The organism is Zhongshania sp. (genome assembly GCF_047636175.1).
Taxonomy (GTDB): domain Bacteria; phylum Pseudomonadota; class Gammaproteobacteria; order Pseudomonadales; family Spongiibacteraceae; genus Spongiibacter.
This window is the reverse complement of record NZ_JBLIKC010000029.1, coordinates 24,049-36,949: the sequence shown is the minus strand read 5'-3', so window position 1 is coordinate 36,949 and position 12,901 is coordinate 24,049. Positions and strand designations below refer to the sequence as shown.

The window sequence follows — 12,901 nt, the reverse complement described above, 5'->3', positions numbered from 1 at the left end:
CGCCGCTGCGGTTGCCCACCAATTGATCAGCCTGCAAAGCCGCGCCCAGGGCAACCACCTTATCAGGGTCTAAATCTACCAAAGGCTCACGCCCAAACCACTGAGTCACACGCTCACGAACACGGGGGACCCGAGTTGATCCACCCACCATAACCACGTTATGAATCTCACTACTGGGTAATTTGGCGTCGCGCAAAGCACGTTTACAGGCTCGAATTGCCTTATCAATAAGAGGATCAATCAGCTCATTAAACTGCTGCCGACTCAGCGTTGAGCTGATACCACCCAAGCTTAGCTGAACTTCAGTAACATCAGAGAGCGCTTCTTTGGCCTCACGAGCTGCCGTTAGCAGACTGCGCTGCTCAAACATATCCAAACTTACCATGTTGTTTTCGGCCACAAACCACTGTGCCAGCATGTGATCAAAATCATCACCACCAAGTGCAGAGTCCCCGCCCGTAGAAAGTACCTCGAATACTCCCTTAGTTAACTGAAGTACGGAAACGTCAAAGGTGCCGCCTCCCAAATCGAATACCGCTATCGCCACTTCGTCTTGCTGGTCTAGGCCGTAAGCGACCGCCGCCGCGGTAGGCTCATTTAATAGCCGCAGTACGTTTAACCCAGCAATTTTAGCTGCATCTTTCGTCGCCTGACGCTGAGCATCATCAAAATAAGCCGGTACAGTAATCACTACCCCAGTTAACTCACCGCCCAGGGTCTCTTCGGCACGGCGACCCAAGGATTTCAATATTTCAGACGATACCTGCACTGGTGATAAATCACCAGCGCGGGTGCGGATCTTGACCATATCCTGGCCCAAATCAAGTAATTCGCAGGGCGACTTAATGACCCCCTCGGCGCCAATCACATCAGCATAGGAGCGGCCCATTAAGCGCTTAATCGACAACAGAGAATTACGAGGATCCGCACTTGCAACCGCCAGGGCTTTCTCGCCGATATCGATCTGGGCATCTTCACCGTAATGGACTGCCGAGGGCAATAAATGGACGCCATCGATATCCGCTAGGGTTTGCGCACTGCCATTGCGAACAGTGGCAACTAAGGAGTTTGTGGTGCCGAGGTCAATGCCTACCGCCAATTTACGCTGGTGCGGCTCGGGGGCTTGTCCTGGCTCTGAAATTTGCATCAACATAGGGGTTATTTGGACTCCTGGCGATCAGTTCGCCTATTTCAATAATCGAGTAGTTCACTCTCTTTTAACTCAGCTTCGCTGCGCAGCTTTTCCAAAAACTGAAGCTTGGCATAACTTTGCAATGCCACGTCGAATTGCCGCTGCGTGTAATTAGTCGAAAATATCAGTTTTTGCTGGTTTGCAGCAGCATCGAGATCACTGTAGAACTTATCCAGTGCGGACTCTGGATCTTCAGCATCCTGCAGCTCCGAAAGCTCCTCACGAAGATGTATCTGCTGCATCAAAAACTCAGGATCTTGAAACGTAGAGGACGACATATCACTATCGACACCAGCCAGCTTGAGTAAGTACGCGGCACGACGGGTCGCAGAAACCAAGGTCTCATAAGCTTCATTGATTTGTGACGAGAATTGAACTGCGCGCAGATGCTCTCGCTGACTCGCCCCGACAAAGCGATCCGGGTGAGCTTCGCGCTGAAGCTCTCGATAACGACGAGTTAAATCAGCTTGATTAACTTCGTAGCTCTGAGGCACAGCCAGCAGAGCGAAGAAGTTTTCCTGAGGATTAAATTCTAACATAGCGTTATGGCCGGCCGGCAAGAACGCTAGACGGTGAAACTCTCACCGCAGCCACATTCAGCCGACACATTGGGGTTATTAAATTTCAGACCTTCGTTTAGCCCTTCTTTTACAAAGTCTAACTCGGTGCCATCGAGGTATACCATGCTCTTGGGGTCGATATAGACTGAGGCCCCATCACGCTCAAAAACCTGATCTTCAGCCTGCAATTCATCGACAAATTCCAACACATAGGCCATACCGGAGCAGCCTGATGTGCGCACTCCGATACGAATACCCAAGCCGCAGCCACGACCAACCATCTGTCGATTAATATGACTTGCCGCCGCACTGCTTACTGAAATTGGCATCTACCCTCTCCTACTGCGATTCAGGACGCAGCTCTTTTCTTGCGGTAATCTGATACCGCGGCCTTAATCGCATCTTCTGCCAGTACCGAGCAGTGAATTTTCACTGGTGGCAAAGCCAACTCTTGGGCAATCTGGGTATTTTTAATATGCTCCGCTTCTTCTAGCGTTTTGCCCTTCACCCACTCGGTGAGCAGCGAACTAGACGCAATGGCCGAGCCACAACCGTAGGTCTTGAACTTGGCATCTTCAATAATGCCGTGCTCATTCACCTTGATTTGCAGACGCATTACGTCGCCGCAAGCTGGTGCACCAACCATACCCGTACCAATTTCATCAGCGCTATCGTCAAACTTACCGACGTTGCGCGGATTCTCGTAGTGATCTAATACTTTTTCGCTATATGCCATGATTTCGTCCTCTCGCGCTGAACAGCTTAATGAGCCGCCCATTCAATACTATCTAAATCCACGCCGTCTTTGTACATATCCCACAAAGGCGACAACTCTCGCAATTTATCAACTGCGCTACAAACCTGCTTAATTGCGTAATCTACTTCTTCAGCTGTTGTGAATCGCCCGAAGGAGAAACGCAGTGAGCTGTGCGCTAACTCATCATTAAGACCAAGTGCACGCAATACATACGAAGGCTCCAAGCTAGCAGATGTGCAGGCTGACCCTGACGACACCGCCAAATCTTTGAGAGACATAATCAACGATTCGCCTTCTACAAACGCTAAACTGACATTCAAATTACCCGGCAGTCGTTTCTCAATATCACCATTAATATGAGCTTGCTCAATATCTTTCAAGCCATCCCAAAACTGATTGCGCAAGGCCAGGGCATGTGCCGCATCCTGTACCATTTCTTTGCGGCCAAGTTCACAAGCTTCGCCCATTCCAACAATTTGATGCGTTGGTAAAGTACCTGAACGCATACCGCGCTCGTGACCACCACCATGCATTTGCGCCTCTAAGCGTATGCGTGGTTTACGGCGGACATACAGAACACCAACCCCTTTGGGACCGTACATTTTGTGCCCGCACATAGACAATAAGTCAATTTTCATTGTCTCCATGTCGATAGGGATCTTACCCGAGGTTTGCGCAGCATCAACATGAAACACCACTCCATTAGCGCGACACACTTCACCAATTCCGGCGATATCACTAATGGTACCGATCTCATTATTGGCGTGCATGATACTAACTACAACGGTATCTTCACGCACTGCAGCGGCAACCGCTTCTGGCGTAATAAGACCTTTATCTGTCGGGGTAAGATACGTGACTTCAAAGCCTTCGCGCTCTAGCTGGCGACATGCATCTAATACCGCTTTGTGTTCAATTTTCGATGTAACTATGTGCTTACCTTTTTTGCTATAAAAATGCGCAGCACCTTTAATCGCAAGATTATTTGACTCGGTAGCACCAGAAGTCCAAACAATTTCACGGGGATCCGCATTCAACAGATCGGCAACCTGACGACGCGCATTCTCTACTGCAGCCTCAGCTTTCCAGCCGAACATATGAGAGCGTGATGCCGGATTACCAAACACACCATCAGCGGTCAGGCAGGCCATCATTTTCTCTGCAACCCGGGGATCAACGGGCGTAGTCGAAGAGTAATCCAAGTAAATTGGCAATTGCATACACTTATCTCCAGATTCCCGACCACAGCCGGGGGGGGGGTAAACTAATCTAAGGCTGTCAAAATAATCGACTGAGTGTTGCGCGCCCGCCGTATTTGGCGCGCAGACACATTTTGAACATCGCGCCGCTCAACCAAACTAGCTAAGCTAATGTCACTTAAGAAGTGATGGATCTGATCACTGAGATCCGACCACAAATTGTGTGTCAGACATGTTTCACCGTCTTGACAGTCACTCTTGCCTGCGCAACCCGTGGTATCTACTCGCTCATCGACTGCATCAATAATCTCAGCGACAAAAATTGTCTCGCTGGGCCTACTTAGTCGATAGCCGCCACCTGGGCCGCGCGTACTAAACACTAAATCATTGCGACGTAATTTGGCAAATAGCTGCTCTAAATACGACAGCGATATATCTTGTCGCCCCGACACATCAGCTAAGCTGATGGGGCCGCGGTCACCGTACAGCGCCAAATCCAACATGGCTGTCACTGCGTAGCGGCCTTTTGTCGTTAGTCGCATAAATTCACCTAAACTTTTCCACGACTCAATTATGCAATAACCCAGCAAAACAGTCAACTTTATACCCGATGGTTTTAGTAGGACTTAAATAAGCAATAGCGCTCCCTTATTTGGTCTCGCTATTGATGTCATCATCCTTCACTTTTGCCTTGCGCACCCAGTATTGTGTAGAAGTGAGAATACCCCGCAGAATATTCACCTCCATCTCATCTAAGCGAGTGCGCTGATACAAGCGACGAAGTCTGGTCATCAGTTTTTTAGGTGCCTCCGGCCGCAAAAAATTAATCTCGCGCAACGTTTCTTCAAGATGCACCAAGTAGCGTTCTAGATCATCTGCACCCGCTACAGGCACATCCCATTCCGCCATATCGTTGCTACTCAACTCGCCGCTGAGATGCGCCATCCGCAATTCATAGCTCAAGACTTGAACAGCCATCGCAATATTCAGCGAGCTGTAATCAGGGTTAGCCGGAATATGGACATGCAAATTGCAACGCTGCAACTCTTCATTGGTTAACCCACGGTCTTCACGGCCGAACACCACAGCGACCTTATGGTTTACTGCGGCCTCTTGATAGGCCCGCTCCATGCAGTTGCGAGGGTCTAACATAGGCCATGGCACGGTGCGCTCGCGGGCGCTGGTACCGATAACTAACTGGCACCCAGCTATCGCATCGGCCAAAGTTTCACAAACTATCGCCGACTCCAGGACATCGCCCGCGCTAGCGGCACGCCAAATTGCTTCATCATGGGGATATTTTTGAGGCTCGACCAAATACAGCTGCGATAAGCACATATTCTTCATGGCCCGCGCCACTGCACCAATATTACCGGGGTGGGACGTGTTCACCAGCACGATACGGACATTATCTAGCGGGCTAGCAATAGTATTTTGCGGGTTTAAATTCTGCGAACTCATAATCACGGCTCTTGTGAGGAGCCGACTATTCTAACAGAAGCTTTTGAATAGGTCAGCGACTCAAAAGCCAACGCAAACTCAGCCCAGGCTCTCCAAAAGCAGCCTGAAAACCTTCACAAATCGCGATATCGGCAATTGCTGCTATTTCATCATCGCAATAAATCAAGGGCAGAACCTCCCGTTTCCACGGCGGCACGCTCCACTCCTGCAGTAGTTTCTTTAACGGCCGGCTGTGCGCATGGCCCGCTATACGACAGCGCTCACCACCGCTACGGAAACGTACCGTTATTTTACCGCGGGGAACAAACTCACCGCCGGCCTTTACACTCAGGCGCCCAAGGCCACTTATCAAACAGGCTTGCCGGCCATCCCAGTCTCGCACTAGACCGCGATCGAAAACATATTCCGCCGGATCTCGCTCACAGGAAAGACGCCCGCGAAACGATCGAATAGTCATACCATTATTTAGCTCGAATACCGGCTGACTATCGGGACTAGAGTGCAAAAACTGGCCCACAAGCTCTTCACTTTGAGCCCTATCTAAACGAATCTCAAGATGCTGAAGAACATAATGACGCAGCACCGCTCGCTGCCGCAAAGCATCAAACTTCATCAAAGCCTTAAGATCTAAACTACCGTCAGCATCACTAATCGCGGTCACATCAGCGCTGAGATAGGCGCTCAATAAATTGTTCGTTTCAGCCTGTAACTCAGCGGCGCGGGCAATGCTATGTCGATAAGCCGGCCAGACCTCCGCCAGTACCGGCATCACCCGATGACGAAGAAAATTACGCCGGTATTGCGGGTCGCGGTTGCTGGGGTCATCGATAGATTCTAGACAGTGATAAGCTGCGTAAGCCTCAAGCTGTGAGCGCGCCATATTTAACAGCGGCCTAAACAGCATAGCTCGCCCCAATGGTCGGCTTACCGGCATTGCCGCTAAACCGGCCGCACCGGCACCACGCATCAAGCGCAGTAAAAATGTTTCCGCTTGATCATCTTGGTGATGTGCCATTAACAGCACACTGCGCTCATCGACGATATCTTCAAACACTTTATAGCGGGCCGCCCTAGCAAGACTTTCTACGCCCTGCCCGCGCCCCTCAATACTGACCGCTCGAACGTCGATGGCAATCCCGTATTCATTACACGTGCTTGCACAGTGAGCAGCCCAATGGAGTGAGTCTGCCTGCAATTGATGATTAACGTGGATGGCACAAAGTTCTGGAAAAGGCTTGCCAGCGCGCAAGGCTTCCTGCCGCAGTCGCCAGACAAAATGAAGCAAGACATGGGAGTCTAAACCACCACTATAGGCAATATACCAGCGCTGACAAGCCAAATAAGGGGCCAGCGTTGCTGAAATAGGGGACAGTAGTTCAGTCATATAAGCTCCGCGCCCAGAAGAACGCCTAGCAGGCAGGACTTAGCCTAACAAAGCTTAGCTAGCACCGTAAGACATTAAACGCTCGTAGCGCGTATCGAGCAGGTCTTTTTCTGATAAGCCCTGTAAGCGAGTAATTTCAGTCGCAATATGATCACGCACCCGCGCCGCACTCAGATCAATATCCCGGTGCGCGCCACCACGTGGCTCAGGAATAGTGGCGTCCACAATACCCAGCTCTTGAAGAATGGTAGAGGTCAAACCCATTGCTTCTGCAGCATCTGGCGCAAACTCTGAGCTCTTCCAAATAATATTGGCGCAGCCTTCTGGCGAAATAACAAAGTAAGTTGCATATTGCAGCATCGCAATATGATCACCAACACCTATACCCAAGGCTCCACCGGAACTCCCCTCACCAATCACAACGCAGACTATCGGTGTTTTGAGGCGTGACATCACCGCAAGGTTTTGTGCAATCGCCTCACTGATACCGCGCTCTTCACTGTCGATACCTGGGTATGCGCCCGGGGTGTCAATTAAAGTGACAATCGGCAAGTGATAACGCTCTGCCAGCTCCATCAAGCGCAGGGCTTTGCGATAACCCTCGGGTTTAGGCATACCAAAATTGCGCTTTACTTTCTCAGTGACACCGCGGCCTTTTTCCTGGCCAATTACCATTACCGGCATGCCGTTAAGCTTACCAATACCGGCCACTATTGCAGAATCGTCACCAAAATGACGATCGCCATGCAACTCGTCGAAGTCAGTAAAAATGCGACGAATATAGTCAAGCGTGTAGGGTCGCATTGGGTGACGAGCGATCTTGACCACATTCCACGGAGTCAGATTTGAGAAAATCTTTTCCGTCAGCTTGCTACTTTTCTCACGTAGCTTGGCGATTTCTTCAGTGATATTGAGGTCGTTGTCGCTTCCGACTAGCTGCAGCTCTTCGATTTTGGCTTCCAGCTCAGCAATCGGTTGTTCAAAATCAAGATAGTTCGGATTCATCGCTCTACTTTATTCGCTTGTCAAATTCAGGAAACGGCCACATTTCATGCCGATAAATGGGCCCACTCAGACTTTAGATTATACGTTAATCGTAATTGATCACCACGTTATTTGCGCCACACTCGTCACGCAATCGCAGTAATAACTCATCATTTGGCAGGATTCGCCAATTGTCACCCAGACAAATACGACCTTCCCCCTCTGGGCGGCGGTAATGGATAACCACCGGGCAACGACCACCTCTGGCTACATTTAAAGCCCCTTTCAGCCGATCAAGACCTTCATTTCCCAAGCTGTCAGCGGACACCGAAATCTGCAATTCTTTGGCGCTCTGGTCCCGCGCCTCAGCAATACTTCGCACCGCCTTAACGCGCATCTTTTTGCCACCGCTATACTCATCATTGCTACAGACACCCTCAACGACGATCACGGTATCCTTCACCAACTTCTCACGGCAGGCGTCATAAGCGTCGCTGAACAAGGCAACTTCAATGCGAGCGGTGCGATCATCCAATAACACAAAGGCCATGGTATCACCGCGCTTATTTCTCATGGTGCGCGTACTCATCACTAAGCCGGCAATGGTTTGCGGATACTTTTCCGGATTCAGATCCACAATCTTTTTGGGCACGAAACGTCTTAGCTCAGCTTCGTAGTCGTCGATAGGATGCCCAGTAACATAAAGTCCTAGGGTTTCCTTCTCCCCTAGCAAGCGCTCCTTACTCGTCCAGCGACGCACGCCTTGAAAGGGTGCATATACATCGCGGCTCACGACGGCTAAGGTCTCGCCAAACAAGTCAGTCATCCCGCTGTCGGTATTCTTAGCTGACTGTTCGGCCCCTTTTACAGCCTCAGGCATGGCCGCCATCAATATGGCGCGATCTTCACCCCAGTCATCAAAAGCACCCGAGCGAATCAGCGCGTCTATCGCCCTCTTATTTACCTTTCGCGGATCAGTGCGCTCACAAAATTCAAACAAATTTACAAATGGCCCGCCCGCATTACGCGCCGCTATCATATTCTCAACTGGACCTTCGCCCAAACCTTTAATCGCGCCCAGCCCGTAAACGATCTGACCGCGATCGTTAACCGTGAACATATACTCACCTTCATTTACCGAAGGCAGCTTATAGTCCAGTTTCATTTCCCGACATTCTTCGATAAAAATAACGATCTTGTCGGTATTATCCAATTCCGAACTCATTACTGCGGCCATAAATGGCGCCGGATAATGGGTTTTCAGCCAGGCAGTTTGATAGGAAACTAAGGCGTATGCAGCAGAGTGCGATTTGTTAAAACCGTAGCCGGCAAATTTTTCCATTAAGTCGAAGATGTTAGACGCGAGCTCTTCCTGAAAGCCCTTTTCAACCGCACCAGCCTGAAACAAGACCCGCTGCTTTTCCATCTCTTCTGGCTTTTTTTTACCCATGGCGCGGCGTAACAAGTCAGCACCACCAAGAGTGTAGCCACCCATTTCCTGGGCAATCTGCATAACCTGCTCTTGATACAAAATGATACCGTAGGTCGGCCCCAAAACCGGCTTCAAACAATCGTGTTGGTATTGGGGATGCGGATAGGCTACCTCCGCCCGCCCATGCTTGCGATTAATAAAGTCATCAACCATACCCGACTGCAGAGGACCCGGACGGAACAGAGCCACCAGCGCGATAATATCTTCAAAGCAGTCGGGCAGTAAGCGTTTGATCAGATCTTTCATACCGCGAGATTCCAGCTGGAATACCGCGGTGGTTTCGGCCCGTTTTAACAGATCAAAAGTAGGCCTATCCTGCAAAGGAATGGCCATGATGTCCAAGGCGGCTTCATCTACTTGAGCGCGCTGAGCATTTATAATTTTGAGCGCCCAATCGATAATTGTCAGGGTTCGCAAACCCAAGAAATCAAACTTAACGAGACCCGCGTCTTCGACATCGTTTTTATCAAATTGGGTTACCAAACCACCGCCGGCATCATCGCAATACAGGGGAGCGAAATCCGTTAGCTTCGATGGCGCAATCACCACCCCGCCAGCGTGTTTACCTACGCCGCGCACCACGCCTTCTAATTGCACTGCCATGTCCCAAATTTCTTGGGCGGCTTCGTCGTTTACCAAAAACTCACGCAAGACTTCTTCTTGTTCATGGGCCTTGGTAAGTGTCATCCCAACTTCAAATGGAATCATTTTTGAAAGTTTATCAGCAAGACCATAGGGCTTGCCCTGCACCCTGGCAACATCACGCACCACAGCTTTTGCAGCCATCGTACCAAAAGTAATAATTTGACTAACCGCGTCGCGACCGTAATTGTCAGCGACATAGTTAATAACCCGGTCGCGACCGTCCATACAAAAGTCGACATCGAAATCAGGCATGGATACCCGCTCAGGATTCAAAAATCGTTCGAACAGTAAGTCATATTGAATAGGGTCAAGATCAGTAATCTTTAAGGCATAGGCTACCAGCGACCCCGCACCGGAACCACGACCAGGGCCCACAGGAATATCATGATCTTTGGCCCACTGGATAAAATCCATAACGATTAGGAAGTAACCGGGAAAGCCCATTTGTAGAATAACGTTAAGTTCAAAATCGAGACGATCTCGATATTCTTTTTGATGATCGACAAACTCAGGCGACTTACTTTCAAAAAGAAAGTCCAAGCGCTGGTCTAGGCCGTTATGACATAGCTCACGGAAAAACTCTTCCTGGGTTTGGCCCGCTGGAATGGGGTATTCGGGAAGATAATAAGTACCGAGTGGAATAGTTAAATTGCATCGTTTGGCGATTTCAACGCTATTCTGCAAGGCCTCTGGGATATCAGCAAATAAGGCCTGCATCTCTTCGGCGCTGCGCAAGCATTGTTGCTCACTATAATTTCTCGGCCGACGCGGATCGTCCAAGACTCGACCATCGCGAATACAAACACGCGCCTCATGGGCATCAAACTCATCGGGATCTAGAAAGCGGACATCATTGGTGGCCACCACCGGACAGTCGGCTTGTTCAGCCAAGGCAACAGCCGCATGCAAGTATTCATCTTCGTACTGCCGACCAGTTCGCTGTAATTCAATATAGAAGCGGTCTGGAAAAACGCTGAGCCAACGAGCAAGACTAGCGGTAGCTGCCTGTGCCTTACTTGCCATCAGCAATTGACCCACATCGCCCTCACGACCCCCAGATAACGCAATAAGCCCATCACTAGCCTGCTCGACCCAGCTGCGATTAACGTAGGCTCGACCCTGATACTGGCCCTCTAAATAAGCGCGAGATATTAGCTCAGTAAGATTGCGGTAGCCCGTTTGATTTTGTGCCAGCAAGCACAGCACGCTAGTTTGATCGGGATCATCGTCGTCACGCACTAACAAGTCACTGCCAAAAATGGGTTTAATACCTGCGCCGCTCGCCGCTTTTTGAAATTTGATCAGCGCATAAAAATTATTAAGATCAGTCAAAGCAACCGCCGGCATATTAAGATCGGCGACCCTTTTCGCTAGGGCTTTAATCCGTATTAAGCCATCGACGATTGAATATTCGGAATGCACACGCAAGTGGACGAACTGATCTGCAATCATTACTCAGCCTCTAAAATAGCGCGAACCGGCGCATAGCTACGGCGATGAATTGGCGTAACACCTAGGGATTTCAGGGCCGCCAAATGAACCTTGGTTGGATAACCTTTATGACCGGCCATACCGTAACCTGGGTATAAAACATCCATCTCAGCCATTTCTCGGTCGCGGCTTACTTTTGCCAAAATTGACGCTGCGGCTATGGCGGGGACTCGGCTATCGCCTTTGACAACTGCTTGGGCACGGTAAGACCAACTTGGCAGGTGATTACCATCTACCAGCACGAACTCGGGCTGCACTGTCAAACCAGCAACGGCGCGATGCATGGCCAATAAACTCGCCTGCAATATATTCAACTCGTCGATTTCGGCCACCGACGCTCTGGCTATACAAAAGCTTAGGGCCTTATCTTTTATTTCAATAAAAAGTGCTTCGCGGCGCTTCTCACTCAATTTTTTAGAATCATTCAAACCGGCAATGGGCTTTTCAGGATCTAAAATAACTGCGGCCGTTACAACGTCACCGCACAAGGGGCCTCGCCCCACCTCGTCAACACCCGCGGTTAATAGCGGAACATCAAACTCGGCAAATAATTCATCAATCTCAGACATCCTCGACTCCGGCGCATTGCAACACAATGTCAGCAGCGCGCTCGCTCGCTCCACGCGCTAACTGCCGGTGAATAATTTGGAATTCGGCTATCAAGGTGTCGCGGTGATTCGCATTATTTAACTGCTCTAATAATAGCGGCCCAATCACCTCAGCACACACCTCATCTTGCAATAACTCAGGCACCAATGCGCGCTGCGCTAATAAGTTAGGTAAAGAGAAGAACGGCGTTTTGATCAAGCGAGAAAATATTTGATAAGACCATTTACCAAATCGGTAGGCAACCACCATCGGCCTCTGCAGCAGCAACGCTTCGAGACTGGTGGTACCGGACGCCATTAACACCACATCCGACGCCGCCATCACGGTGCGAGACTGACCAAGCACCACTCGCACCGGTAAATCTCGAGAAAGTGTCGCCACTGCCTGCAATATCTGCTGTTTACGCTCCACGTTGGCGGCCGGAATTAAAAATTCAATATTTGGCTGCGCAGAACGCAACCATTGCGCGGTGTTTAAAAAGGGCTCGATAAGCTGGGCAACCTCCCCACTGCGGCTACCAGGCAAAATCGCTAGCACCGGGTGACCGTCTTCAACATCAAGCTCTGTTCTGGCCTCTGCACGCTGATCATGCAGTGGAATCTGATCTGCCAAGGGGTGCCCCACACAGGTCACGGGAACACCATGTTCTTGATAGAACTGCTCTTCAAAGGGAAACAGAGTGAGCATATGATCTACCGCTTTGGCGATTTTCTTCACTCGCCCCTGTCGCCAAGCCCATACCGACGGACTGACATAGTGCAGTGTTTTGATACCGCGTTGACGCAAATACAGCTCAATATTTAGATTAAAATCAGGGGAATCAATACCGATAACAATAGCAGGCTGCCAAGTCAAAAAATGCGCCTTTAATAAGCGCCGCAGACGCAGCAACTCAGGCAGCCGCTTGAGGGGTTCAACAAGACCCATCACCGACAAGCGGTCCATATCGCACAGACTCCGGCAGCCCTGCTCGATCATCAGCGGACCAGCCACACCTTCGAAGATGGCACTGGGGTGACGTTGCTTAATTGCGCGAATTAAATCAGCGCCCAAAATATCACCAGAGGCTTCTCCAGCAATAATACCGATTCGCAATACACTCATAATATAGCCATTTGTCGCGGCCG

General features: G+C 50.1%; 12 protein-coding genes. All 12 read right to left on the bottom strand.

What is annotated here, in order from left to right; translation table 11 throughout:
• Window positions 1–1,153, bottom strand: a 1,153-nt coding sequence (locus ACI955_RS15205) for an Hsp70 family protein (RefSeq protein WP_415244592.1), incomplete at its 3' end; no start/stop codon positions are given.
• 38 nt (window positions 1,154–1,191) lie between these two features.
• The gene (hscB, locus tag ACI955_RS15200) at window positions 1,192–1,731 is read right to left on the bottom strand and encodes a Fe-S protein assembly co-chaperone HscB (RefSeq protein WP_415244591.1); all 540 of its coding nucleotides are present in this window, start codon (window positions 1,729–1,731) and stop codon (window positions 1,192–1,194) included.
• A gap of 26 nt (window positions 1,732–1,757) precedes the next feature.
• Window positions 1,758–2,081, bottom strand: a complete 324-nt coding sequence (gene iscA, locus ACI955_RS15195) for an iron-sulfur cluster assembly protein IscA (RefSeq protein WP_415244590.1) — start codon at window positions 2,079–2,081, stop codon at window positions 1,758–1,760.
• Window positions 2,082–2,101: 20 nt separating this feature from the next.
• On the bottom strand, window positions 2,102–2,488 hold the full coding sequence (gene iscU / locus ACI955_RS15190; protein WP_415244589.1) for a Fe-S cluster assembly scaffold IscU: 387 nt from the start codon (window positions 2,486–2,488) through the stop codon (window positions 2,102–2,104).
• A gap of 26 nt (window positions 2,489–2,514) precedes the next feature.
• Entirely contained in the window at window positions 2,515–3,729 is a 1,215-nt protein-coding gene (locus ACI955_RS15185) for an IscS subfamily cysteine desulfurase (RefSeq protein ID WP_415244588.1), read from the bottom strand.
• A 44-nt stretch (window positions 3,730–3,773) separates the two neighbouring features.
• Window positions 3,774–4,250: a Fe-S cluster assembly transcription factor gene (locus tag ACI955_RS15180; RefSeq protein WP_415244587.1), complete on the bottom strand. Its 477-nt coding sequence runs from the start codon at window positions 4,248–4,250 to the stop codon at window positions 3,774–3,776.
• A 106-nt stretch (window positions 4,251–4,356) separates the two neighbouring features.
• Window positions 4,357–5,169: a tRNA (cytosine(32)/uridine(32)-2'-O)-methyltransferase TrmJ gene (gene trmJ, locus ACI955_RS15175; protein WP_415244586.1), complete on the bottom strand. Its 813-nt coding sequence runs from the start codon at window positions 5,167–5,169 to the stop codon at window positions 4,357–4,359.
• A gap of 52 nt (window positions 5,170–5,221) precedes the next feature.
• The gene (gene tilS / locus ACI955_RS15170) at window positions 5,222–6,553 is read right to left on the bottom strand and encodes a tRNA lysidine(34) synthetase TilS (protein WP_415244585.1); all 1,332 of its coding nucleotides are present in this window, start codon (window positions 6,551–6,553) and stop codon (window positions 5,222–5,224) included.
• Between the two features lie 54 nt (window positions 6,554–6,607).
• Window positions 6,608–7,558: an acetyl-CoA carboxylase carboxyltransferase subunit alpha gene (locus ACI955_RS15165; protein ID WP_415244584.1), complete on the bottom strand. Its 951-nt coding sequence runs from the start codon at window positions 7,556–7,558 to the stop codon at window positions 6,608–6,610.
• A gap of 85 nt (window positions 7,559–7,643) precedes the next feature.
• Entirely contained in the window at window positions 7,644–11,126 is a 3,483-nt protein-coding gene (gene dnaE, locus ACI955_RS15160; protein ID WP_415244583.1) for a DNA polymerase III subunit alpha, read from the bottom strand.
• Window positions 11,126–11,734, bottom strand: coding sequence for a ribonuclease HII (rnhB, locus tag ACI955_RS15155; protein WP_415244582.1), 609 nt, complete (start codon window positions 11,732–11,734; stop codon window positions 11,126–11,128). The genes dnaE and rnhB overlap by 1 nt, the downstream gene beginning before the upstream one ends.
• Window positions 11,727–12,878 carry a lipid-A-disaccharide synthase gene (gene lpxB / locus ACI955_RS15150; RefSeq protein ID WP_415244581.1) on the bottom strand — a complete coding sequence of 384 codons (1,152 nt, stop codon included), beginning with the start codon at window positions 12,876–12,878 and terminating at the stop codon, window positions 11,727–11,729. Before lpxB ends, rnhB begins: the two co-directional genes overlap by 8 nt.
• Window positions 12,879–12,901: the final 23 nt, after the last annotated feature.

Coding starts and splice junctions, on each gene's coding strand:
- trmJ (WP_415244586.1), bottom strand. CDS start 5,169: ATGAGTTCGCAGAATTTAAACCCGCAAAATACTATTGCTAGCCCGCTA.
- ACI955_RS15165 (WP_415244584.1), bottom strand. CDS start 7,558: ATGAATCCGAACTATCTTGATTTTGAACAACCGATTGCTGAGCTGGAA.
- rnhB (WP_415244582.1), bottom strand. CDS start 11,734: ATGTCTGAGATTGATGAATTATTTGCCGAGTTTGATGTTCCGCTATTA.
- dnaE (WP_415244583.1), bottom strand. CDS start 11,126: ATGATTGCAGATCAGTTCGTCCACTTGCGTGTGCATTCCGAATATTCA.
- iscU (WP_415244589.1), bottom strand. CDS start 2,488: ATGGCATATAGCGAAAAAGTATTAGATCACTACGAGAATCCGCGCAAC.
- lpxB (WP_415244581.1), bottom strand. CDS start 12,878: ATGAGTGTATTGCGAATCGGTATTATTGCTGGAGAAGCCTCTGGTGAT.
- ACI955_RS15185 (WP_415244588.1), bottom strand. CDS start 3,729: ATGCAATTGCCAATTTACTTGGATTACTCTTCGACTACGCCCGTTGAT.
- tilS (WP_415244585.1), bottom strand. CDS start 6,553: ATGACTGAACTACTGTCCCCTATTTCAGCAACGCTGGCCCCTTATTTG.
- ACI955_RS15180 (WP_415244587.1), bottom strand. CDS start 4,250: ATGCGACTAACGACAAAAGGCCGCTACGCAGTGACAGCCATGTTGGAT.
- iscA (WP_415244590.1), bottom strand. CDS start 2,081: ATGCCAATTTCAGTAAGCAGTGCGGCGGCAAGTCATATTAATCGACAG.
- hscB (WP_415244591.1), bottom strand. CDS start 1,731: ATGTTAGAATTTAATCCTCAGGAAAACTTCTTCGCTCTGCTGGCTGTG.